The following is a 25382-nucleotide window of genomic DNA, read 5'->3' on the forward strand; positions in this document are numbered from 1 at the left end:
AAGCGGTGGTGAGATACGCCATGCCCTTTCTACGTTGCTTGAGACGCGCTATGTGGCTGGCCCTATTGGGTTTGGCACCGCTGAGCTCGCTTTATGCGCAACAGCCCCCTTATCTTCCAGCTTTTCCCTTTCAAGCTCAAGTGCTACGCACCCAGCCGGGCCATCAAGAGGTTGATCAAGGGCGCATGCTCTATGGTAAGCTAGGGCTGCGTACCGAAGCGGTTAGCGAAGGAGAACCTGTGGTGTTGATCATTCGCACAGACAAGCAGAAGAGTTGGCTGCTTTTTCCAAAAACAAAACGCTATCTTGAACAGCCCGCTATGCCAGATTTGCGCCCCCCGCTGCCCTATGAAAAAAACTCACTCTGTCAACAAACCCAGCAGTTCCGGTGTACAGCCCAACGCGATGAACTGGTCTCTGGGCGGGTCACCAAACGTTGGAAAGTGGAACACAATCGTAACAATCAAATCGAAAATTATGCGGTTTTTTGGATAGATGAGGCGTTAAAATTGCCCATCCGCGAGCGCTACGCCGATGGAACAACCGTCACCATGCAGCAGATAATCTTACAGGAACCCACAGCAGATTTATTTGAAATTCCTGGAGATTTTGAAAAGTATGAACCACCTCCAAAATAAACGCAACTGGGCTGACGATGAAAAAAATATGGATCAAAATTTTTTGTTTGTGTTTTTCGGTAGAGTCCGTATATTAGAAAACCATGATATTTGATTTGTGACCAACTCTCAGTGACTTGTTTCACACGTGTCACATCTACAAAAATCATGGCTGCCCGTGGGGAGAGCCTTTGGAGTGACGATGGTAAACCGACCTTTTCGATCATGGTTAGTAAAACTTTGTGCGCCTCGGGTTTTACGAACGCCGCTTTCGGAATTACGGTCCCTGCCGCGCTCTTTACTTGGACCGTGGATAACCACCGTTGGGTTGGGTATCGGGCTATTTCTCAGCCCCATGGTTTACGCCCAACAGCAGGCGTTTGGCGCGGGCTATCTTGGGCAGCAATTTGGCCAGTTTATGCGCGGCTTTACGCGGGAGATGGGCCAGCCGGACACGCCCCCCCGTAGCAGCCCCGTACCGCGCCGTGAACAAGATTATGGGGAACCCAGCCGGGGTTATGGGGAACCCAGCCGGGGTTATGGGGAACCCAGCCGGGGTTATGGGGAACCCCCTTATGCAGAACCTAGATCGCGGAGACGTGAGCCCTATAGCCAGCGTGATGGCTACCCGCAGCGAGGGGCCGTTGAGAACCTTGCGCCTAGGCTTCCGCAAAAAAAACGGCCACAGTGGCGCTACGATCCCTGGGGCGTGACCCACTACGGACCACCGCCGCCAGAGTCGGATATCTGGTTCCCGTGGCCCCCCAATGGTGGCATCCCCGGTATGCATGGGGATTGGTACGCGCCGGAGCAGGGAGCGTTGCACGGCTCAAATCCGGAATGGAGTGACCCTTATGGTCGCTGGAGCCCCGATAGCATTGCCCCACCCGATGCATCAGAGCGTTGGCTAGGGCGCAGGGATGATACCGAGTGGATGGATAGGCAAGACCGTTGGTCAGAACCCGGTCAGGGTTGGCCGAACGCTTTTCAGCCATGGCAAGATGGGTGGGATGGTGGTTTATGGCATCCCTGGAGATGATTCCCCCCGCCATAGCGCCACACTGTGGCGCGCATGGCCAAGGGGAGTAACCTCTGTTTTAGAATGCGTTTTACCTGCAACCGTTTCGTAACAAACCTTTGTTTTTTTACAGGTAAGGAACAGATCTGTAGGTTTGGTAACCAAATCGTAAAAAGGGTAAAAGATCATTTTTTGTCATGAAATCGTCATAAAAATGATCCACAATGAAACTGCCGGTACAACCGGGGCAAAAGCGGCTCACTCACCTGCACCTGGGGGGGAGAATAAAGAGCCCCTTAGAAATCGAAACTGTAGGTGCGAGGAGATTAACCATGAAGAAGACAGCACGCATTTTAATGCTTGCCGCACTACTTGGAACCGCTGGTGTGATGGCTTCTTCCGAAGCCGCTGCATGGTGGGGTGGTCCCGGTGGTTGGGGTGGTCCCGGTGGTTGGGGTAATAACGGCTGGGGTAATAACGGTTGGGGTAATGGCAATGGCTGGGGTAACGGTTGGGGTGATGGCCGTTTTAACCTGACCATTAGTGGTGATATCTCTACTCTGGTGGATGGCTGGGGCAACGGCAATGGCTGGGGCAACGGCTATAATGCACCTTGGAATAGTTGGGGCGGTCCTGGTTGGGGCGGTCCTGGTTGGGGAGGCAATCCCTGGGGGGGGCCCGGTATGGGCGCACCATGGGGCGTCGCTCCTGGTTGGTAAGGGGATCCTCTTTACTAACTGTGTTTGTAGAACGTTATGGACGTTCTGACCATTAAGTAAGCACACACACTTTGACCTTTTAGGAGTTGTACGATGAAAAAGCTGAGCATTATCGCTATTGCTGCCCTGATGGGCGGTGCTGTTATGGTTTCTGCTTCCCAGGCTGATGCTTGGTGGGGTGGCAATCCCTGGAACAACGGCTGGGGCAATAACGGCTGGAACAACAATGGCTGGGGTAACGGTGCTGGTAACGGTTCTGGTTCCGGCAACTTTGGCTTCAACATGTCTGGCAACGCCACCGGCAACTCCAACATGTACAATGGCTACAACGGTTATAACGGCTGGAACGGCTACAATGGCTATGCGCCTTATGGCTATGCGCCTTATGGTTATGCAGCTCCTTATGGTGCGCCTGTCGCCCCTTGGGGTGTGGCTCCTAAGGCCCCTGCCGCTCCCGAAGCTGCTAAGTAATTTTGTGAGGGATACCCCGCAAGGGTAACGTGTTAAAGGCTTGGCTGGGCCTTGTGCCCAGCCACCTTTACATGATGAGGGGTGGCTCTGCCACCCTTTTTCTTTGTCTATGGTTACTCCGTCAATAGTTATTTTTTTTCTTTTTTAAGGGATTAGTTCAGATACAACGCCACCGCACAAGCGGCTTCTAGGGGCTTATTGCAAACAGATGTACTGCATCCTGCTAGGGTCAAGCTTAGACCAAGGCAGGTGCCGCCCGAGCTTCCATGGCTCCCCCTGGTGCTGGGCAATGGGGGATGACAACACAACTTGGTCGTGTTAACCATGGCGTTGTATCGGCAACCCTGCCATCCCCCAAACTGTAGTGCTATAGTAGGGCCGCCCGCCTTGGCATGGCAGCAACCACCCAGTACGTACACTCAAACCGATGTCGCATCGGCACGAAAGTAGATTGAGCATATGATCACTGTCATAGGCAACCTTAAAGGGGGCTGCGGCAAAAGCACCATCACATTCAACCTTGCCATTTGGCTGGCACGGTTAAATCAGCGTGTGGTGGCTTTCGATTTAGACCCCCAAGCCACCCTCAGCGATGTTAACGAGGTGCGCCGTGAAGAGTCGGGCGATCCTGAACTAACCATCTACCGTCCCGACAGCGATCCAGGTAAAGTTTTTCGCGAGCATGCCGAGGATGAAATTTTGGTGGATGTGGGTGCCTCTAACTTATGGGCTATGCGTCAAGCCATTGCTTCGGCCCAACGTATTTTGGTCCCTGTTCCGCCCAGCCAAGCGGATGTGTGGTCAACGCAGCGGTTTCTCAATATGGTCAAAGAGGCCACCATGCGGGTGGAGGTACCACCCCAGGTATTGCTGTTTGTTAACCGGGCCGATACCCACCCTGGGCTTAAAGAGAGTGACGAAACAGACGAAGCGTTGCATATGCTGCCCGATGTACAGGTGTTACCCTGTCGTATTGGTCAGCGTACCGCCTATCGCCGCTCTTTTAGCGAAGGGTTGGCGGTGTTTGAACTCTCGGAACGCAGCAAGGCTTCGGATGAGTTTTTCAGCTTAACCAAGCTGCTCTATCCCGAGCTTGCCGGGGATTCATCAAAGAAGAAAAAAGCCCCTAAAGAGGGGAAAAAAAGCGCAAAGATCTCTAAAACGGGGTAAGATGTTGGCTGTCCTCCCTCAAAGTCGGAGGGCTAAGCCTAGGCGTACCACGCGCTGCGCCATAGACATACAAGGCTCCATAATGACCCTTATAAGACATACTAATGAGAGAGCCGAGTCATCCACCTGAGTAAATTCACTGGTCTGGGCAGGAGAGAGTTATGAAAAGCCTCAAAGAGGGGTCAGAGACCGTCCATGATGAGAAGTCCACCACAGCTGGGGCTAACAAAGCACCACGTGGTCTGCCTTCTGTCTTTCCAGTGGGTAACCATTCGGAGTGCGTCAACTGCTCGGCAACGGTGCTCAACCAGTTTGCCAGCAGCTTTGATAAGAGCGCGAAACGTTGGGAGTTGATTGTCTACCCCACACTGTTCGCCTTTATTATCCTTGCCATGTATGGTTTTTTTCTCATCTTTAGTTTAACGCAAGATATGCGCTCCATGGCCTCTGCCATAGATCCCCGTATGGGCGCCAATATGGGTTCCTTAACCGCCAATATTAAGCTCTTGTCCGATAATATGGAGGTCATGAGCACCCACCTAGAATATATTAGCGATAATATGGAAACCATGTCTGTGGATATGCAGAGCATGTCTGAAAATATGGAAACCATGTCCGAAAATGTAACCCTTATGGCCCGCCACGTCGATACCATGAGTGTTGCCGTAACCGACATGTCCACCAAATTAAACGCTTTAGAGCCCATTTCTAAAAATGTGGAATCCATGAACCAAGCCATGCATGTCATGACCAACAACATGGCCAGACTCGGTTATGATGTCGGTGGTGCCGCCCGCCCCATGAGCTTCATGAATCGCTTTATGCCGTTTGGTAACTAATACAACCTTAGACCATCCGCCCTCTTTAAAAACCCCAACCTGTTGGGGTTTTTTTAATGCCCCTTCCCACCCTACAGAAAGATCCACAAATTAACACCACCGGGGCTTCGCCCCTGACCCTACGAGGGCTTCGCCCCTCGACCCCACCAAGAGGCCGCGGCTCCTGGACCCGCACCGCCACAACAGCCCCATACACCCGCTTTGCCCTCTTTTCAAACCGACCAACAAAAACCCCCAGCTACTGGTAAGCCGGGGGTTTTTGTTGGACAGAGATCGATGCACCAAGCAATCTTATGGATTCGTGGCAGGCACCGGCGGCGTCAAAGTGATCGCGCCACTCTCAATACTCAAAGTATCCACCAATCCAGGGAAGAAGGTATTCACGGAAATGGAACTCGAAAGCTGCTGCGAGCCATTGCCATCACTGGCCCCGGTAAAAAAGCTCAGTCCACCCGTCTGTAACTTCGCCAGCGCAACATTGTATTCGTTGATCAGATCGCTCAAACCAAAGGTTAAGTTGGGCAACAAGGTCGATTCGTTCACCACATCCACATAAGAGTTGGCGGCATCAAAGCTAACCGTAGTGCCCGACACAATGGGCTTCATACGTATCCGTACCGAAGCCGTATCCGTCGCACTGTAGGCCGCCACCGAACCAAACAACGTATCACTCACCGTTTTCGCCGCCTCTGGCAGACGGTCATAAACGCTCTGCAACGAACCAATCACCGCCGTTGCCACCACCTCATCCCCACTCACAGAGAGGGTGAATTTTTTAATGACATCGCTCAATTCACCCGTAAAAGCACCACCAGGGGTCATCTGCTGCGCCATTTTACCCAACACCAGCGCCGTGATGTCCGCCTCGCTCAAAGTCACCGCGCCACCCGCTTGTAAGGCGCTCTCTACCGAGGTAAAGCTGGTTTTAGCGGTCTGGGCAATGCTACTGCTGGTACCGCCCACCACCGGCACGCTCGATGTATCGGTCAAGCGGGTAACGTTAATGGAAAAACTTTGGGTAAAGGATAAGCCCGCTCCATTTTGATCGGTCACTTTAACCGTAATGGCGTGTTGGCGACTGCTGCTGGTAAAGGTGTTGAGCAGCTGTGCATCCGCCACCTGTAGCGTGTCACCCACAATGCTAAAGCGCCCTCCTGCATCCAAACCAGGCTCTGTAAAGCTGTAGACAAAGCTTTCATCGGTATCGGGGTCAGTGGCACTAAAGCTGCCCACTACTGTCCCAGAGGTCGCCGTATAGGCCACCTGATTATTGCTTAAAACCAGCGCCGTGGGTGCCTGATTGCCTTGGGAAACAATGATGGTAAAGGACTTATCAAAGCTCAAACCCGCACCCAATTGATCGGTAACACGCACGGTGATTAAATGGTTGCCCACATCCAGTTTGGTACTGTCCGCCACCACCAAATTGCTACCAGAGATCCCAAACCGACCACCGGCATCGCCATTGGGCTCAACCAAAGCATAGACAAAATCGGTGTCGCCGTCAGGGTCACTGGCACTAAAGCTACCCACAACCTGATCGGTGGGGCTACCCGCCAGTACGCTATCCTTGTTCAAAAAGATGTCGGTCGGCGCATGGTTGACCATAGAGACAACGATGGTAAAGCTCTTATCCAAGCTTAAACCTGTGCCCTCTTTATCCGTTACCCGAATGGTAATGGGGTACTCTGCCGTCCCGGTGGTGGGCACCAACCGCGCCGCATCCGCCACCACCAAGTTGGCACCGTTCAAGGCAAAGCGTCCATTGGCATCCAAGTTAGGCTCGGCAAAGCTGTAGACAAAGCCATCCTCCCCATCAGGGTCAGTGGTGGTGAGCATGCCTACCACGGTACCATTAACACTGTCCGAAGCCACACTGGTGCTGCTCAACGTCATATCGGTGGGCGCTTGGTTGATGGGGGTCACGGTAATGCTCAGGGTCTCATCGTAGCTTAGCCCGTCCCCCCCCTTGTCTGTAACCCGCAGGGTGATGTCATAACTACCCGCCGTGAGCAGGGTGCTATCCGCAACCAGCAATCTGTCGCCATTTAGGGCAAAACGACCACCGCCATTGCCGTTAGGATCCGCAAAGGCAAACACCAGATCTGTATCCCCGTCGGGGTCGGTCGCTGTGAGCTGTGCCACCTCGCTGCCATCGGCACTCTGCGCAGGTATGCTTTGCGCCGAGAGCATAATATCGGTGGGCGCTCTGTTGCTATCCGTCGACGCCAAAATGGTGAAATCCTGTGCCAAGCTTAACCCACCCTGATCGCTCACTTGCACGGTAATGGCGTAGCTGCTACCCGCCACTATGGCGGTACCGTCCGCTACTTCCAAGCGGTCGCCATTTAGCTGAAACAGGCCCGATGCATTGCCGTTAGGCGTGGTAAAGCTGTAGGTAAAGCTATCCCCCACGTTGGGATCGGTCGCGGTGAGCACCCCCACCAAGTCGCCCTGCACACTGCCCAAGGGCACCACATTGCTGCTCAGTTGTAGAGCGGTTGGGGCCTCATTCACCACCACAGCCTCGATTTGAAAGCTCTTCTCAAAGCTTAAACCCGCACCCGCTTTATCCGTCACCCGCAGGGTAATGGGGTAGCTGCCAGCCGTGAGCAGGGTTCCATCCAAAACCGCTAGTTGGCTGCCATTAAGGGCAAACCGCCCCCCGCCATTGCCGTTAGGATCGGCAAAAGCAAACACCAGATCCGTATCCCCATCGGGATCGGTGGCGGTAAGGGTGGCCACCACGGTTCCGGGGGTACTGCCCGCGCCAACCGTCAAGGCACTCAATTGAATATCGGTTGGGGCCCGGTTGGGATCCGTTGAGGCTTGGATCACAAACCCTTTATCCAGCGAGAGTCCTGTTCCATTGCGGTCCGTCACCCGTACCGTTATGGGGTAGCTCTCCCCTGCAACCACACGGGCTGCATCCAGCAACACAAGCTGATTGCCCTCTATGGAAAACCGACCCAAAGCATCCGCATCGGGTGCGGTAAAGCTATAGACAAAGCTGTCGGTGGGCTCGCTGTCGGTGGGGGTAAACTGGCCAATCAGGGCACCGTTGACACTGTTCAAGGGGACCACACTGCTGCTCAAAGCAAGATCCGTAGGAGCTTGATTGGTGGAGGTCACCTCAATTTGAAAACTCTTTTCAAAGCTTAATCCAGCCCCTGCCTTATCCGTTACCCGTATCACAATGGCTTTCACACCTGGGTTTAGCAGGGTTTGATCCGCCACCACCAGATTGGCCCCATCCAGCGCAAACAGGCCGCCCGCATTGCTGTCTGGGTTGGCAAAACTGTAGACCAGATCGGTATCACCATCGGGATCCTGTGCGCTCAATTGCCCAACAATACTCCCATTTTGAGCATATTCCGAGAGGCTCTGATGGCTCAAAAACAGGTCCGTTGGGGCCCGGTTGGGGTCGGTGGAAGCCAGCAGCGTAAAATCTTTGCTCAAGCTATAACCGGCACCATTATGGTCGGTGACTTTAACCGTAATGGTATAGCTTTCACCTGGGATAATGGCGGCGCTATCGGCCACCACAAGCTGATCACCCACCAAGCTAAAGCGTCCTCCACCATGACTGTGTGGGGCGTCAAAACTGTAGAGCAACTGCTCATCCTGGTCAGCATCTACCCCAATAACCGTGGCAATCGCCGTACCATTGGCGCTGTTTAAGGGGATGACCTCACTGGTTAAGTACAGATCGGTGGGCGGGTGATTGACGGCATTGGCCACAATGGTAAAGCTTTTGTCAAAGCTAAGCCCTGTGCCCCCCAGATCGGTGACACGTAGTGTAATGGGGTAGCTGCCCGCCACTAGGGCTGCGGCATCTTTAACCACCAGGGTGTTGCCCACAAGATCAAAGCGGCCTTCTGCATCCCCATTGGGCGGCGCAAAGCTGTAGACAAAATTATCTTGAAAGGTGTTGGGGTCGATCACACTCAACCCCCCCACCGTACGCCCGGCGGGGCTGTTGGCATCCACACTGCTGTTGCTTAACATAAGATCGGTGGGAGCTTTATTCACCTCGGTCACTGTAATCACGAAAGTCTCGCTGTAGACCAAGCCGCCGCTATCGGTGGCATTGAGCGTCACTTTATAATTACCAATCACCAGAGGGCTTTGCTTCACTTGCAGCAGGTTGCCATCCAAGCCAAACAGGCCACCAGCATCCCCGTAGGGCTGACCAAAACTGTAGTTCAGGGTATCACCCTCAGGATCTTCACCGCTGAGTGCGCCTATCACGCTCCCCACCGGGCGATCCTCCTGGATGGTCTGCCCACTCAGCAGCAGCACTGTAGGCGCTTTATTCTCCACTTGGGCTGCGGTCAAGACAAAATCCTGCACCGTAGAGAGCCCACCGGCATCCGTTGCACGCAACGTAATGCTGTAGCTGCCCCCTCCCACAATGGCACTCGGGGTTTTAACCACCAGCGTATTTCCCTCCAGCCCCACACGCCCACTGGCATCCATATTGGGTGTCGCGAAACTATAGCTGTGCTGATCCACCACATCTGGATCACTGGTGACCAAAGAGCCGATCACCGTGCCCACTGAGCTGTTGGCCGGAATGGTCGTATTGCTCAAATGAATGGCTGTCGGGGCAAAATTGCTCATCCCTGAGACCACGATTGTAAAGCTTTTATCCAGATACTGCCCCTTACCCGCCGTATCCGTAACCCGCACGGTGATCTTTTTCTCGCCATTGGCGCTTTTATTTTGATTAAGCAAGCTATTACTCGCCACCACAAGTTGGTCGCCGCTAATCGTAAAAGCCCCATCGGCACCCTTGTAGGGGCTGACCAAGGTATAGACCAACTGGGTATCCCCATCCGGGTCAACCGCCGACAACTTACCCACCACGGTACCCGCAGCAGCCCCCGCAGAGACACTGCTTGCACTCAGGTAGAGCGCGGTCGGTCTCTTATTGCTGCCACCCCCTCCAGCTACCGCTGCGCTTGCGCTCTCTTTCTTGGTTGCATTGTCGGGCTCGGTAGCTTGCTGTTGGTTATCAACTTGGTCTTTATCCTTGCTTTCCGCTTTATCCGTAACCTCAGCCATATCTTTGGTTTCAGTTTTGTCTTTGGCTTCGGCCTTATCGGTGGCTTCGGGCGGCCCTTGATCGCCCTCTGCCTTGACCTCCGGTTGAGCGGGTTCAAACGCCTTAAACAAAGGCTCTACTGTGGGTTGAGCAATTAACGGTGTAGACTCCGTTTTGGCCTGCTCCACGATCCTCTTAATGGTATCCAGCGGGCTGCCACCCTGGCTGGCGACCTGCTCGGCCACCTTCGCCACCATCTGGTTGACCAACTGCTCAGAGACACGTTGTAGCTCCTTAGCATCAGCCGCTACGGGTTGATCAATCAATTGATCCAACGATGGGGGCGTTTCTAGCGTGGAGCGCTGCTCTTTAAGGGTCGCCAGCTGCGCCAACGCCGCTGCTTTATCCGCTGAAAGCCCCCCTTGTTCCAAGCTTTGCTGCATCTGCTGCTTAAGCTGCTCACTCTGCTGCTGCGCCTGTTGAGCGACATCCTTAACCTTGCTCACCGCATCCGCCGCGACACCAGCATCCGCTAGGTTTTTATCCAGCTTGCTCTCCAACTGGGCCAGCCGTTCAGCGCGCTGATCCAGCAGGTTACTCACCTTGGCAACATCGGCCCCCTCCCCCACGGTTTCGGCCATTTTGCTAAGGGTCTGCTTCTCCAACTGGGCCACCGCATCATTGCGCTGAGCCACTGCGTTCAAAGCTTGGGACGCCGCCTCACCGCCCACCACATTGGTGACCTTCTCTTGCAGTTTCTCTTGCAGCGCCTGCTTTTGCGCACTGGCCTCGGCCAAAGCTTTTTCCACCTGGTTGGCTTTACCCTCACCCAGTTGGTTGCTTAGCGCTTTCGAAAAATCATTTTCCAAGCCTTTCAAAGCCTTGGCTTGCTCATTAAGGACCTGACTTAGCGACAAAGCCTGCAAAGCCGACAGACCCGCAACGCTGGACTGCACCTGATCGCCATCGAGGGAGGCTCCCTCTTTGGCCTGCTGGCTCGCCGCTTGCGCCTGGGCAATCTGCTCTGGGGTAAAACCCTGACTGCTCAACTGCACCGCCAAGCCCTCTTGCAGGGCTGCTTGGTTGCTCTCCAACTGCTGGTTGAGGCTCTCTAGCGCCTGTTTCTCTGTGGCATCCAGCTTCTCAAGCTGCTTCTCCAGCCCCTGCTCCACCGCCGCTTGCTGCTGGGCGATCTCATCGGCCACGGATTTTAGGCGCTCCACCTGAGCGGGGTTAACCCCCTCACCCAGGGCTTCTGCCAATTGACCATCCAGCGCGGCCTGCTCCGCACGCTGCTGGGCATCCAGCGCCTTAACCTGCGCCAGCGCGGTGCCATCTAACCCTGACAGATTTTCCGAGAGCGCTTCATCCAACGTGCTCTTTTCCGCATCGACTTGTGCTAACGCCTCTTTAACCTCATCCAACTTCTCCTGCCCTACGGCATCGGCCAAAGCGGTGGTGGTGTTCTGTTCCAACGCGGCTTTGGCTTGCGCCTGTTGGCTTTGCACCTCGGTCAGCTTGGTCAGTGTCGCCGGATCACGCCCCAGATCACCTTCCAGCGCTTGCATTTGCTCATCGAGTTTAAGAATTTTATCTTCGGTTTTGGCCGCTTCCAACAGTGCGTCGGCTGTGGCGTTCCAAGAGGCTTCTTCCACCAATTTGGAGAGACTGGCTTCGGCCAATGCCTGGGCTTCAGCCTCATTTTTTGCCAGACCGGATTCAAGATAGGATTGGGCTGCTTGATTTTGGATCGCCTCTTTCGCTTCGCTGGTCAAACGACGGGGTACCGCCGTAGAGAGTTTGACACTGGCAACCTTAGCGGGTGAAACCTTGGCTTGAGCCGAAGGCGCTTGCTTGTTATCCGCCACCTTGGTTTCGGTATGGGCCTTATCCAACAGGGTGGTCCCTGCCTCGTTTTTCACCACCGCTGTGGGGGCAATGGAGACGACTTCCAAGCTAGGTTTGCCATCGGCACCGGTCGTTAAGGTTGCGGCAAACTCGGTTCCCCGCACCCCCATAGAGGCCACAGGGGTCTCAATATTAAAGGGTTTGTTCTCCAGTTTGGCCAACTTACCGGAAACCGCACGGAAGAACCCGCGCTTAAACAGCATGCGCCCTTCGCTGGGTTTACCATCTGTTGAAAAATGGTAAGATTTAATCTCAAATTCGGTTTTTTCACCCAGGGCCAACATGGCATCATCGCTCATAATCAAAATCAAGCGAGAGTTAACCTCCGTCACCAGTGTGTCCCCGGCAAAAACAGGGTCCCCATTTTTAAGGGGGCGCACCTCCCCTTTAAAAACAGCCTGCGCTTTACCCCTGATTTTTTTTACCTTACCCGCCAGTTCACGGGCCTGTTCCGCCGCCAACGGCACCGTGGGGGTGGCGCTTTGCGCCGCAACGGCTGGGGTTGCCATCGGTTCCAGCGACGGCTCAAGGGGTTGGGCACGGGGTTTTACCCCGCTTGGTGAGAGCACCACCTGCCGCTGGGGATCTGGCTGATCGCCACCCATAAACAGAAAAAGACCGCCCACCGCGATAACGCCAACCAACAGGCCGACCACCACATACACGGCAACGTTCCACTTGGAAGGTGCTTGGTTACCCATAGGAACACCCTATCTTTTGAACAATAAAGGGGAAAATGACACTTTCTCTTGAATGCGTCACCATTTTCAGGCTGAAGTTGCCCCGTAGCAGAGCGATGTCAACCCGGCGGAGAGCTGTTTGGCCGGTCTGGCACACGAGAGGCTTGAGTTCTCGATGTCGGCGCATACCCCCGCAGCAATGACCCATCAACAACGGGGCGCACACATACCCCGATTTTCCTAGTATACGCAACAAAAGATAGAAAATCCCCCCTATAAACGCCCACCGCCCCCTCTTTTCACCCATAACCGGCGCAAAAACCAAAGCATAAAAAAAGCCCCACCTCTTGCAAGGCGGGGCTTTTTTTATTAAGCAGCAACCGTTTAGTGGGTAGCTGTGGGGCTCACAGGCACTGGCTGCACCATCATGGAGGGATCTGGCGCGGCCACCATCTGTTGATCATTCGGCATGACCGGGTAGCCCATGGTCGAGGGTTGCAAGGCCACATTGGGGTTGGCGTAACCCTGAGACATGCCATATGCGGCAGGCGCTACAGGTTGGGCATAACCCTGCTGCTGCATAGGTTGGGCATAACCCTGCTGCTGCATGGGTTGGGCATAACCCTGCTGCTGCATGGGTTGGGCATAACCCTGTTGCTGCATGGGTTGGGCGTAACCCTGCTGCTGCATGGGTTGGGCGTAACCCTGCTGCTGCATGGGCTGGTAGTAACCCTGCTGCTGCATAGGCTGGGCATAACCCTGCTGCTGCACAGGCTGATAGTAACCCTGCTGCTGCATGGGTTGGGCATAACCTTGCTGCTGACTACCCCCCGTATAAGTGGTGGGTACGACCTGCTGCTGACCATTCCATGCGCTTGGGTTCTCTGCTTGCGGCGTCATGGAGGGGCTGCGCATGCCCGCTTGGGGCATCACCACACTGGGGGATACCGGCGCGGCGGGGGCCGCATAGCTGCTGGCTTGGCCACCATTGGTAAAGTTTAAGTAACCACCACTGCTGGCCTGGGGTTCACGGGGCTGCATGACAGGGGCCTCAGCCGCCGACAGCGCCGCAGGATCCGGTGCCACCATGGTACGGGGGGTGATCACTGTGTTGGTGGATGAACCACTGTTGGCCACCGCCACCCCACGGGGTTTACCATGGGTCATCACCACGGGCCGCATGAAGATCACCAGTTCCGTTTTAGAGACGGTCTTTTCTTTATAACCAAACAGCCCACCAATGCCCGGAACTTGGGAAATCAGCGGCAAACCTGTATCTACCTTGGAGATTTTATCCTGCATCAAACCACCCATCACGGTAATCTGACCACTATGCACCCGCAGGATCGACTCCATCTCTTTAACCTGGATCTCAGGAATCAGGTTTTCCACGCCAGCGTTCAAATGGGGGTTGGGATCCGACACCCAGCGGCTTACGCTGGAGATGGTGGGACGCACATTCAGTGTGACCACATCATCGGCGCTGATTTGCGGGGTAACGCTCATCACCAAACCCACCGGCACGGTGTGCACACGGGTATTGATAAGGGCGGTGGTATCGGTGCCGCCACTGGCATTGGCCGAAGAACCGGCTTCCGCCTCCACCGTAAAGAAGACCGTATTATCCACCACTTTTAGCACGGCGGTTTGGTTATTCAGCGCCATAATCTTCGGGCTGCTGAGCACCTTGGTATTCCCAAATTTAGCCAGCGCACGCACCGTTGAGGTAATTTTACCAAAACCACTATTGATACTGGTGGGCAGCGAGAAGACCGGTAAATCGCTCAACGCCATGGGCCGGGAACCCCCATTCACACCAATGGAGTTGGCAAAGAAAGGAGCCGACAGACGGCTTAAGCCATCGTCATTAATGCTGGCCCAATCCACCCCTTGCTGATGATCATCACTGAGCGTGACCTCAACCACGGTGGACTCAATCAGCACCTGACGGTGGGCATTTTCCATCAAAGATTCCAGATAGCTCCCAATGCGCTCATGGTCCGCAGCGGTGGCAAAAATGCTGATAACCCCCGTCTCCTGATTGATGGAAACCACCCCACTGCTGGTCACTTTGGGTTCTGCCTTAGCGGGCGAGGCAGTGCCACCCGGTGCGGCACTGGGCAGGGGCAAACTACCATTCGCCATCGCGGGCAAAGCTTCGGGAGCGGATGCCTGCCCTTGGCTGACAATGGCCGTAATGTTGGCGGTCAGACTGGCCCAGAAGTCGTTTTTAAAGTCGGTGGTTAGGGTCATGTCTGACTGGTTGGGCACCTCTTTACCGGCCATGGCAGGATCCATGGCACTGTTGGTATCTAACTGTGTCGAGATTTTGTTGGTGGTCTTGCTGCTACGCACAATATTGACATAGTCAACCTGATAGATCTTCAGGAACGCCTTGTCTGGGTAGACCTGGATGGTGTCCCCATTGATCTCGTAGCGCATGTTTACCTGTTTGGCGATACGCTCCAACACCCGAGGCAGGGTTTGGTTGACCACCGAAATGGTCACATTACCCTGAATACCGGGGTGGATATCCAAATTTTTCTTGGTATCCCGCGCCAACGCCAACAACACTGTACGGGCGGGGGTATCGTTCACCGTAATGGAGATTTGATCCCCCTCTTCCATATCCGCTTGACCGGTATCGGCCACCACATCCTGGGCCTCTGGCGGCAAGGCTGTAGTCAGGGCGCCAGGGGGTGGATCCGTTGGCCGCAGGAAATGCTGCTTGGACGGCGTAATGCTGGAAGGCGTTTGACAGGCTGAGAGGCTAAGCAGCCCCACCAAACCCAATACCAAACCCGTCTTCCAGGAGACACAGGGGGCGTATTTATGGATTGTCATTTGCCGACTCATGGTCTTTTCCTGCCTGTTCATCAATGGATTGACACCCTTGCCAGACACCCAACGCGGCTACCAAGAGCATACAATTACAGGTATTTGCTATCTTTCCCTGGCCAAGGGTTGCCTAAGCAAACCCACAGACCCAAAGCTCATATCGCAATATACGGGCCAGAGAAATCAAAGCACGTGGAAAAAACTGTCGTCAAGCAAGGTGCAACCCGTTTGGGAAGGTAGGAAACAACCGTATCAACAACCGTACCAGCGTTACACACCCGCAGCATAAGCCGCCCATACCTTAAATAAGCGGGCTTACCGTTTGCCACAGGCCCGCCGGTATGGGCTGTGCAATCGCCTGTTGAAGATCTTCTAAAAACACCGAACGGGGCATCTCAACCGCCCCGAAGCGCAGCATGTGCTGGGTGGTCATTTGGCAATCCATTAGGCTATAGCCCTGCTGGGCCAAGTGCCCCACCAGGGCCACCAGCGCCACCTTGGAGGCGTTGGGCTGGCGATAGAACATCGACTCCCCAAAAAAAGCCCCGCCAATGGCCACCCCATAAATCCCCCCCGCCAGTTGATAGCGGTGGTTTTCATCCATCAGCCAACTTTCGCAGCTATGGGCAAAGCCCATCTGGTGCAGACGCAGGTAAGCCTGCTCCATCTCTGGGGTAATCCAGGTGCCTTCTGCCGCACGCACGGCCCCACATTGGTGCATAACCTGTTCAAACACATGGTCAAAGGTGATACGAAACGCCCCTTGCCGAATCGCTTTTTTTAAGGAGCGCGGCACATGCAGCGCGGGGGGCCGCAGCACCAAGCGGGGATCCAAACTCCACCACAAGAGGGGCTCGCCGGCACTGTACCAGGGAAAAATACCGCTTCGATAGGCCGCCAACAGCCGTTGCGGTGACAGATCGCCACCAACAGCGACCAAGCCATCTTCATTCGCCCCCTCGGCGGGGGGAAAGGCATTATGTTCGGCAGCGAGTCGATAGACAGGCATGCGATTCTCCCGGTTGGTGGTGGGGTGGTGGGGTGGTGGCCTGAGCGGTGAGCCGGTGCCTACCTCACACACGCCACCCATAAGGGCCGGTCAAACCGGCACCATCGGCCACTCAAGGGGGTAAACACAGGGCGGCCCGCCCTGCTTGCTTAGTGGGCCTCGCCCCAATTTTGGCCCACCCCCATATCCACCACCAAGGGAATGCTCAACGTCATCACCCCCTCCATGCAGCTACGCACCACCTCTTTAACAGCGGCCAGCTCTTTATCGGGCACCTCCAACACCAGTTCATCATGCACCTGCAACACCATACGCGCTTTAAAGCCGCCAGCTTGCAAGGCCCCATGCAGTCGGATCATCGCCAGTTTGATCAAATCCGATGCGCTGCCCTGTAATGGTGCATTAATGGCGGTGCGCTCGGCAAACTCCCGCAAGCTGCGCTGGGTGGCATTAATGTCGCGGATGGGGCAGCGCCGCCCCCCCAAGGTCTCCACAAAACCGTGTGCGCGGGCATCGCGAATGGTGGCGTCCATATGCTGACGCACCCCATCATAGCGGGCAAAATAGAGATCCATATAGGCCCGCGCCTCATTGTTTTGAATGCCCAAGCGCTTGGCCAAACCAAACGGGCTCATGCCATACACCAGACCAAAATTGATGGTCTTCGCCATGCGCCGATGCTCCCCCGTCACCTGCGCCAACGGCACCCCAAACAGCTCGGCGGCGGTGGCGGCGTGAATATCCAACCCAGCATGAAAGGCCTCTTTCAAACGGGACACATTGCCCATATGGGCCAATACCCGTAGCTCAATCTGGCTATAATCCGCCGCCAACAGCGACCACCCTGCGGGGGCAATAAAGGCGGTGCGAATGGCCCGTCCCTCTTCGGTGCGGATGGGGATATTCTGTAGGTTTGGGTCCGATGAAGAGAGCCGCCCCGTCAAAGTAACCGCTTGATTATAACTGGTATGCACCCGACCCGTGTAGGGATGGATAAGCGCCACCAAGGCATCGGTATAGGTGGATTGCAACTTGGTCAAACTGCGGTAAGCCAACACCTGTTGGGGAATTTTCTCCCCATCATCGGCCAGCTTGCTCAACACTGAGACATCGGTAGAAAAACCGCTTTTGGTACGCTTGCCCCCCTTAATCCCCATCTTCTCAAACAAAATATGCCCCAACTGCTGGGTGGAGTTGACATTAAAAACCTCCCCCGCCAATTCGTGAATCTCCTCCACCAAACGCGCCCGGCGCTTGGAAAAGTCTGCGGACATGGTGGAAAGCACATCCCGGTCCACCAACACCCCGGCATACTCCATCTCCGCCAATACGGGGATCAAGGGGCGCTCAATGGTTTCGTAGAGCCGCTTGAGGCCCGGCTCTCGATCAAGATTGGGCGCCATCGACGCCGCCGCTTGCCACGTTACCTCGGCATCTTCGCAGGCATAGGGGGCGGCCAGATGCAGGGGAACTTGGTCAAAACGGATACGCTTGCGCCCCTTGCCCGCCACATCCTCAAACTTGATGGTGGTGCGTCCCAGCTCCTCGGTGGCGATGGCGTCCAGATTGTGTGCCCGGTTGGCCCCATACAGCAGATAGCTGTAGAGCATGCTATCCCGCTCGATCCCCTGCATGGTGATGTGGTAGCGCTTGAAGATTTGATAATCATATTTAATATTTTGGCCGGTTTTGCCAATCTCGGGGCTCTCCAACAGGGGCTTGAGGGCGGCCAACACATCAGCACGGGGCAACTGCCCCTCGGGGGCGGCATCCAGGGCATGACCCACGGGAATATAATAGGCCACCATCGGCTGCCACGCGATGGAGATCCCCACCAGCTCAGCGCTGTGGGGGTGCAGGTCGGTGGTTTCGGTATCCACCGCAAAACGGGGCAGGCCCTTAAGCTGCTCCATGAATGCCTGAAACGCCGCCTCGCTGGTAATCACCTGATAGTTGGGCTGGTTGGGCAGGCTCTCTGGTTGAGTCTCTATCTGGATAGAGGGAGCGGCCTCGCTGCCCAGCGCTTGCAGCTGTTTTTCCGCCTCCCGCGCCAGGGTGGCGAAGCTCATATCCTGATAGATCTCCCGCAACCTCGCCCAGTTGGGGCGCTGCATGCGTGCCCCTTGCAGATCAAAGGGCAGCGGCACTTCTCGATTAATGGTGGCCAGTTGCAAACTGCGCCGGGCGGTATCGGCTTGTTCCAACAGGGCGGTGCGTCGCTTAGGCTGTTTGATGCGCTCGGCCCCATGCAGTACCCCCTCTAAACTGCCAAATTCGGCGATTAACTGAGCGGCGGTCTTGGGACCAATGCCACCAACCCCTGGGATATTATCCGAGGTATCCCCCGCCAATCCCAACAGGTCGGGAATCCGCTCCGCGGCAACCCCCCAACTCTCCACCACATCCTCGGGGCCATACCATTTATCTTTGCTGCCATCAAACATTTTGACTTGGGGGGTGATGAGCTGCATCAAATCTTTGTCCCCAGAGACCACCACCACCTCCACCCCAGCCGCGCAACCCAAACGGGCAAAGGTGCCGATAATATCGTCGGCCTCATACCCTTCCAAGGCGATACGGGGAATGTTAAAGGCATCAATCACATCGTGGATCACGGGAATCTGCACCCGCAACTCATCGGGCATGGGTTTGCGGTTGGCTTTGTATTGCGCATCCATGGTATGGCGAAAGGTGGGGGCCTTGGTATCAAAGGCGATGGTCACAAAATCGGGTTTCTCATCCTCAATCACCTTACGCAACATCTTGATAAACCCAAAGATGGCATTGGTAGGAAAACCATCCCGCCGGGTGAGATTACGCACCCCAAAAAAGGCACGATAGAGGTAGCCAGAGCCATCAATCAAAAACAGACGTTGGGTAGTCATGAGATTCCATGGGTTGCAGGATGGTGAATAGGATTAGCGCGGAGTCTCCGCAACAGGGCCGCTTGGGCTCCAACCTCGGGGCGTGGTAAACGCCGTGTTGGCCCTTCAGGGCACGCGGGTGAGGCATAACCCCCGCGCTGTTTTTGGCAATCCTGCCAAACCAACCGGTGAAAAATAGCATTTCTAAACAAACTTGCCTATGCTAATGACCGATCTTTGCTTGGGGTGATGGCGATGAACCGACAGACCTATTGGGTCCTTGCTGCCTACTACGGGGCCTTTTTTGCCGCCCTGGGCATTATGCTGCCCTATTGGCCCCTCTATTTGAAAGAGATCGGCCTGGGGGCGGAACAGATCGGCATTCTGGTGGCCCTTATCCACGGCATGCGGGTTATCGGCTCGCCCATCTGGGGGCATTGGGCCGACCAAGGCAGCCGCAAAACCATCATTATCATCACCTCGCTGGCCACCCTCGCCATTTTTAGCCTCTACTATTTTGGTACCAGCTTTTGGTATCTGGTGGTGGTCACGCTGCTCTACAGCTTTGTGCACTCCGCCCCCTTGGCACTGGTGGATGCCACCGCCATGGAACAGGCGACCAAATATCGGGGCCAATATGGTCGCATCCGCGTGTGGGGCTCCATCGGTTTTATTGCCGCCGCCCAACTGGTGGGGCTGCTGCTGGACTGGCAGCCCGTTACCCTCATCCTACCCATCATCACCCTGTTGATTCTCTTCGATGTGCTGCTGGCCCTGCTCATGCCCCACGAGGAGCGCCACACCAACCCCGATGCCAAACCGGTACGCATCTGGAGCGCCCTGACCGACCCCCGCTTGGCGTGGTTCTATCTGGCTGCGCTGTTGATGCAGTTCTCCCACAGCGGCTACTATGGTTTTTTCTCCCTGCATATGCAGGCCAGTGGCTATAGCCGGGGCGAAATTGGCAGCTTTTGGTCCATCGGCGTGCTGGCCGAGGTGCTGCTGCTTACTTGGTCCAAACCCTTTTTAAAGATAGGCGTTTCCAAGCTCTTAATCATCTCCCTGGTACTGACCTCGCTGCGCTGGAGTGTCTATGTCAGCACCACCCATTGGCTCATCATTGGCCTGGTACAGACCCTACACGCCTTCTCGTTTGGCGCCTTTCATGTGGCCTCGGTCAAACGGCTGCATGATCTGGCCCCCCCCGGACGCCGCGCCAGCACCCAATCTTGGTATTCGGCCCTCTCCTTTGGGATCGGTGGCGGCTTGGGCATGGCCTGTTCGGGCTATCTTTATCAACATGTGGGCGCCCAAGGTCTGTTTGCGGTGATGGCGGCCACCGCCGCATTGGGGGTCTTTGCCTGCTATCGGGCGGTGCTTCTCTACCACAGAGACCCTGCGGATGTGGTATAACCAACAGAACGCCCCCTCTGCCTAAAGGATGTTCCCCCATGACAGACACCGCCACGGGCTTTGTCCCCTGCCCCATCACCCTCGCCAGCCAGGATCTGCGCCATATGGTACAGTTGGGGCGGTTGCTGCACGATCTGCGCAGCAACCCGGCCTATCTGGAGGCGATCACCCCTGAACTGCCCGCCATTGCCCGCCACGATCCTGGCCACCACTCGGTGATGATGGGCTTTGATTTTCACCTCACCCCCCAAGGGCCACGCCTCATTGAGGTCAATACCAATGCGGGTGGGGGACTGCTGGCCTACCGCGCCCACACCCCGAGCTTTCAAGGGCAAGCCTTTGAGGCGACAGATGACGCCCCCACGCGCCGCCACCAATTGGCCCTGCTGGATGCCTTTCAACAGGAGTGGTCCCTGTTTCAGCGCCACAACCAACAGCCACCGCGCCCCTTGCAGCGCATCGCCATTATGGATGAAAACCCCAGTGCCCAGTTTCTTTATCCCGAGATGCTCGCTTTTGCCCGTTTTTTTCAACACTGGGGCATTGAGGCCGTGGTGTGTGATCCCAGCGCACTGCACATGACGGAAGAGGGGGTCTTTTACAAAGGTCAGGCCATTGACCTGCTCTACATGCGCCACTGCGATTTTTATCTGGAAACCCCTGCCCTAGCCGGTCTCAAAGCCGCCTATGCGAGCAATACCATCTGCCTGACACCCAACCCCCGCCTCTATGGGCTGTTGGCCGATAAACGCCGGCTGGTGCATCTCTCCGACCCCCAATGGTTGCGGGAGCTGGGCTTGCCAACCCTCCACATTGAGCGGCTGCTGCGCACCATTCCGATCTGTCGCAGCTTGAGCAGCTTTAGCGACCGTAGTGCCCTTTGGAGCGCCCGTAAGCAGTGGGTGTTTAAACCCGCCAATGCCCATGGCAGCCGTGGCGTGGTGTTGGGCAAATCCATGCGACAAAACCGTTTTAATGAGCTGGATGAGGCCACCACCCTGGTGCAGGCGGTGGTGCCCCCCTCCCAGGTGCAGTGCCCCCATGTGGCAACCCCCATGAAACTGGACATACGCCTGTTTGCCTACGCCCGCCGCATGTTGGGTGTCACCGCGCGGGTCTATACGGGACAGATCACCAACTTCAAGGACCCCCACAGCGGTTACGCTGCGGTAAAGGTCTTGTGAAGAAATGCCATTGTGATTGAACCCTACTGCTACCCCTGTTATACAGGACATTTGTCTGAAAAAGTGGGGTAAAACCTTCTACACCCAACCATGGGGAGCCTGTCGCACCATGTCCAAGACAGCCAAGCAGAGCCCAGCGATTGAAGATCCGTTTAAGCTCATCGACCCTATTGAGGCCTTTATGAGCCATGCCATGCGCGAGATGGAGCGGCTGCAACTGACCGACCCCAAATTTGATCAGGCCCTCTATGACGAAGCGCTGGAGGTGGTTAATCAACGTCTGAACCAACGTTTAGAGACGACACACCCTTATGATCATTCATAGTATTCACGGGGAAAACCTGTTCCGTTTTGCCACGGTGCAGCTCGACAATCTGCCCCATCGTGGGGTTATTGCCATTGATGGGGCCAACGAAGCCGGTAAAAGCTCACTGCTGGAGCTGCTGCTGCTGGCTCTGTTTGGCCGCACCAGCCGTCTGAATGATGAAGAGTTGGCCCGGGCGGTGCGCTGGGGCAGTGACCAAGCGATGCTTAGCGTGGTGTTTAGCAGCAACGATCAACAACGCTATCGGGTGGTGCGCTATCTAAACAGCGAGGGTGTGCAGAGCGCCAATTTAAGCCTCGCCGAAGAGCCCACCCCCCCCCTGGTTAAAGGGGTAGCCGGGGTAAACAGTACCATTGTGCAGCTCATTGGCATGGACTATGACACCTTTTTGAGCTGCATCTGCCTAAGCCAGCAGGGCTCAACCCCCGCCTACGAGCCCCTTTTATACCGCATCTCAGGGGTCGCCCAGTTAGAGCGGGTCGCCGACGAGCTCTCCGATGAAGTCATCGACATGGCCACCGACAGCCAAAACAGCGGCCACCAGATCGAAAAAATTGAAGAAGAGCTGGAAGATTTGGATGTCATGGGCAGCTCTTTGGAGACCATGCAACGGCAGCTCGAAGAAGCCTTTTCCACCCGTAATGTCTTGGAAAAACAGATCCGCCAACTGCGCAGTTTTTCACTGACCTTGCAAGAGGCCACCCGCCAACTGGTGGAGAGCCCCCTGCCCCAACTCGGAGCCAATGATGAGCTGGGGGTGTGGCAAAAAGAGCTGGAAGCCATGGAAACCGCCATGGATGGGCTGGACCGACTCTGCCGGGGCAACCCTTTGGGGGTGGATGAAGATCCCTCCCGTCAACTACGCCCCTTGGTTCAGCGCCGTATTTCGGCCCTGTCGGAACTCTATAAATTGATGACGGAGATCCACCAGCAAGGGGAGAAGTGGCGTCTTTGGCTGGCGGAGGAGGAGCCCCTACACATCCGTTATGCCGAAGAGCAATCGGGCGAAACCAGCTATCCGGTACGCCAAGCCACCTTGCAACGCAAGCGAGAGCAGCAACTGACCATGCAGCGCCGTAGCGGCTGGCTGTTTGCCTTGGCGCTCATACTCTCCACCGCAACGGTCATTCTGTGGTATATTGCCCAACTGGCGTTGGTAAATGACCCTGGCATCACCACCTCTGAACATGGCCTATTGATGGCGCTCCTGGGCAACCCCCAACAGATGAGCCAGCGTTTTATCGCACTGCTCACCCTAGAGGGCAGCATTGCGTTACTGGCTGGGGCTGGAGTGTGGTTTTACACCACCGCCAAACGCCGGGTAAGCAAACAACTGCATGCCCTAGAGCAACAGGCTAAATATGGTCGTGACCAGTATAAGCGCTTAAATACCCTGCTCAAACGCCCCATGCTCTCCCGTTTTCTGGAATCCATTACCCTAACTGACGCCCCCTGGTCAGAGCAGCTTAACCGCTGGTTTGCCAGTATGGGGGATATGTTTATCGAGCCCAGCCAATCCCGCGAACCCCACCAGAGCTTGCGGCACAACCTGGATGAAGTAGGCGATAAACTGCTGCATGATCGGCAACAGTTGGAACATCGCTTAGAACGGGCACTTACCGAGCATGAGAGCCTCTCGGACCGGCTGGATCAACTGGATCGCGCCATTCGCGAAGAGAATGAACGTCGCGAGCGGGATGTGATTTTACGTCAAGAGCTACAAGCGTGCCACGCCACCCACCGCCAGCAACGCCACGGGGTGCGGGTGCGGGAGATCTCCTTGACCCTGCTACAGGGTGCCCAGAAGGCGTGTCATCAACGCTTTCAACAAGAGCTTAAACGCTCTCTCTCGGCGCTGACCCCCCACTTTACCGGGGGTCACTATCGCCATTTGGAGTTGGATGAAGAGATGCAACTACAAACCCGCAGCACCGACCACCATGGTCTGGTGGCGGTGGCCGATCTGAGCAGCGGCACGCAACGTCAGATGCAGTTGGTGCTTAGACTCACCTTGGCGCGGGCCATGGCCGCTTACATCTCTGCCCCAGAGCAGTTGATAGTATTGGATGAACCGTTTGCTTTTTTTGACCATTTCCGCACACAGCAGGCAATGCACGCCCTGTGTCAGTTACAGGAGCCTATCACCCAAATTTGGGTGGCAACACAAACTTTTCCTGAAGTGCTTGATGAAAAGGGGCTAATACGCATAACCTGTGATCAGGATCAAGAGAGCCTAATCTTTAATGGGAAGCGTTCATGAGACGAAATGACACATTTGTTTTTCTGCTGATGCTGCTCTGTGCGCCACTGGCCACGATCAACCTAGCCGATGCCGCATCGCCCCGCATTATTCGCAACAAGGGTTCAGACACCATGCTGGAGGTGGCAAGCATGTGGTCCAGCGCCTACCAAGCCATGGTGCCGGAGTCGCGTACCGCCGTGATCGAGGCCTCTGGAGGCGGTTCTGGCAACGGTATTGCGGCGTTAATCAATGGGCATATACAGATCGCCAACTCCAGCCGCGCCATGAAAGCTCGGGAGATCAAACTGGCCAACAGCCGTCTGCGCAGCCAACCGGTGGGCTTTGTGGTGGGCTGGGATGCCCTAACCACCATTGTTCACCCCGACAATCCCATCAAAGCCCTTACCGGTGATGCGCTTAATCGCATCTACGGTAAAAAGGGGGATATTGAGCGCTGGAGCGACCTAGGCGTCACCGTGCCGGGTTGTAAAGATCAACGCATGACCATCACCAGCCACCGTTTGAACTCGGGCTCTTATGCCTATTTCCGCCATGCCGTCTTGGGCAGCAAAGCGCTTATGCGTCGGGATATCCACTTTCAACGCAACCACGCTGAGATGGTGGATACGGTGGCCAACGACCCCTGTGCGCTGGGTTATATCAGCATTGCCCATCTTTCAGACCGTATCAAGCCCCTCTGCCTGACCCGCCTAAACAAAGGGCAACCGCCCCGCAGCTACTGTATCGACCAGCAAGCGGACCAGCGGGTTTCGGTGAACTATCCCCTCTTACATCCCCTCTATATGTACACCATGGGCGAGCCCGATCCCCAGATACGTGCTTATCTGGATTGGGTGCGTGGGGCCGACGGGCAACGCATGTTAAAGAGCCACGGTTTTATTCCCATTGGCTATGGTGGCAGCGGTCAAACCTTTTAAACGGTTGACTACGGCTTGATTAAACCCGCGCCACCCCCTGTTGGGGTGGCCCTCACCCTTCTACCCACAGGGGAAGCCCGTCGCGCTGTAGATCCATGGC

15 protein-coding genes are annotated in these 25382 nt (G+C 55.7%); 11 read left to right on the forward strand and 4 right to left on the reverse strand.

The genetic code is table 11. The features are described from left to right. Positions 1 to 20: 20 nt before the first annotated feature. The 6 genes from MMC1_RS16645 to MMC1_RS16670 all read left to right on the forward strand — a co-directional run bounded on the left by MMC1_RS16645 (position 21) and on the right by MMC1_RS16670 (position 4834). On the forward strand, positions 21 to 638 hold the full coding sequence (locus tag MMC1_RS16645) for a hypothetical protein (RefSeq protein ID WP_011714804.1): 618 nt from the start codon (positions 21 to 23) through the stop codon (positions 636 to 638). 334 nt (positions 639 to 972) lie between these two features. Beyond that, positions 973 to 1656 (forward strand): chromosomal replication initiator protein DnaA, encoded by a 684-nt coding sequence (locus MMC1_RS16650; RefSeq protein WP_143711449.1) that lies wholly within the window; start codon positions 973 to 975, stop codon positions 1654 to 1656. A gap of 311 nt (positions 1657 to 1967) precedes the next feature. Further along, the gene (locus tag MMC1_RS16655; protein WP_041641348.1) at positions 1968 to 2354 is read left to right on the forward strand and encodes a hypothetical protein; all 387 of its coding nucleotides are present in this window, start codon (positions 1968 to 1970) and stop codon (positions 2352 to 2354) included. Positions 2355 to 2447: 93 nt separating this feature from the next. Further along, positions 2448 to 2825 carry a sulfur globule family protein gene (locus MMC1_RS16660; RefSeq protein ID WP_011714807.1) on the forward strand — a complete coding sequence of 126 codons (378 nt, stop codon included), beginning with the start codon at positions 2448 to 2450 and terminating at the stop codon, positions 2823 to 2825. Positions 2826 to 3284: 459 nt separating this feature from the next. Continuing rightward, complete coding sequence (locus tag MMC1_RS16665) at positions 3285 to 3995, forward strand: nucleotide-binding protein (RefSeq protein WP_011714808.1); 711 nt, start codon at positions 3285 to 3287, stop codon at positions 3993 to 3995. A 161-nt stretch (positions 3996 to 4156) separates the two neighbouring features. Next, positions 4157 to 4834, forward strand: a complete 678-nt coding sequence (locus tag MMC1_RS16670) for a methyl-accepting chemotaxis protein (RefSeq protein ID WP_011714809.1) — start codon at positions 4157 to 4159, stop codon at positions 4832 to 4834. Between the two features lie 291 nt (positions 4835 to 5125). Here MMC1_RS16670 and MMC1_RS16675 read toward each other — a convergent pair whose 3' ends face one another. From MMC1_RS16675 to polA, 4 genes are all read right to left on the reverse strand, one after another. Beyond that, positions 5126 to 12490 (reverse strand): FecR domain-containing protein, encoded by a 7365-nt coding sequence (locus tag MMC1_RS16675; protein ID WP_011714810.1) that lies wholly within the window; start codon positions 12488 to 12490, stop codon positions 5126 to 5128. 363 nt (positions 12491 to 12853) lie between these two features. Beyond that, positions 12854 to 15325, reverse strand: a complete 2472-nt coding sequence (mshL, locus tag MMC1_RS16680; protein ID WP_160162730.1) for a pilus (MSHA type) biogenesis protein MshL — start codon at positions 15323 to 15325, stop codon at positions 12854 to 12856. A 283-nt stretch (positions 15326 to 15608) separates the two neighbouring features. Beyond that, the gene (gene aat, locus MMC1_RS16685; protein ID WP_011714812.1) at positions 15609 to 16316 is read right to left on the reverse strand and encodes a leucyl/phenylalanyl-tRNA--protein transferase; all 708 of its coding nucleotides are present in this window, start codon (positions 16314 to 16316) and stop codon (positions 15609 to 15611) included. A 149-nt stretch (positions 16317 to 16465) separates the two neighbouring features. Continuing rightward, positions 16466 to 19201, reverse strand: a complete 2736-nt coding sequence (polA, locus tag MMC1_RS16690; protein ID WP_011714813.1) for a DNA polymerase I — start codon at positions 19199 to 19201, stop codon at positions 16466 to 16468. A 234-nt stretch (positions 19202 to 19435) separates the two neighbouring features. Here polA and MMC1_RS16695 point away from each other — a divergent pair, with 234 nt between their 5' ends. The 5 genes from MMC1_RS16695 (at position 19436) to MMC1_RS16715 (ending at position 25282) form a co-directional block, all read left to right on the forward strand. Beyond that, positions 19436 to 20593 carry an MFS transporter gene (locus tag MMC1_RS16695; RefSeq protein ID WP_011714814.1) on the forward strand — a complete coding sequence of 386 codons (1158 nt, stop codon included), beginning with the start codon at positions 19436 to 19438 and terminating at the stop codon, positions 20591 to 20593. A 38-nt stretch (positions 20594 to 20631) separates the two neighbouring features. Beyond that, positions 20632 to 21777, forward strand: a complete 1146-nt coding sequence (locus MMC1_RS16700) for an ATP-grasp domain-containing protein (protein WP_011714815.1) — start codon at positions 20632 to 20634, stop codon at positions 21775 to 21777. Between the two features lie 109 nt (positions 21778 to 21886). Continuing rightward, positions 21887 to 22102, forward strand: coding sequence for a hypothetical protein (locus MMC1_RS16705; RefSeq protein ID WP_011714816.1), 216 nt, complete (start codon positions 21887 to 21889; stop codon positions 22100 to 22102). Next, entirely contained in the window at positions 22089 to 24362 is a 2274-nt protein-coding gene (locus MMC1_RS16710) for an AAA family ATPase (RefSeq protein ID WP_011714817.1), read from the forward strand. The genes MMC1_RS16705 and MMC1_RS16710 overlap by 14 nt, the downstream gene beginning before the upstream one ends. Then, positions 24359 to 25282 carry a phosphate ABC transporter substrate-binding protein gene (locus tag MMC1_RS16715; RefSeq protein WP_011714818.1) on the forward strand — a complete coding sequence of 308 codons (924 nt, stop codon included), beginning with the start codon at positions 24359 to 24361 and terminating at the stop codon, positions 25280 to 25282. The genes MMC1_RS16710 and MMC1_RS16715 overlap by 4 nt, the downstream gene beginning before the upstream one ends. The last annotated feature ends 100 nt before the right edge of the window (positions 25283 to 25382 follow it).

The organism is Magnetococcus marinus MC-1, from assembly GCF_000014865.1.
GTDB classification, from domain to species: Bacteria; Pseudomonadota; Magnetococcia; order Magnetococcales; family Magnetococcaceae; genus Magnetococcus; species Magnetococcus marinus.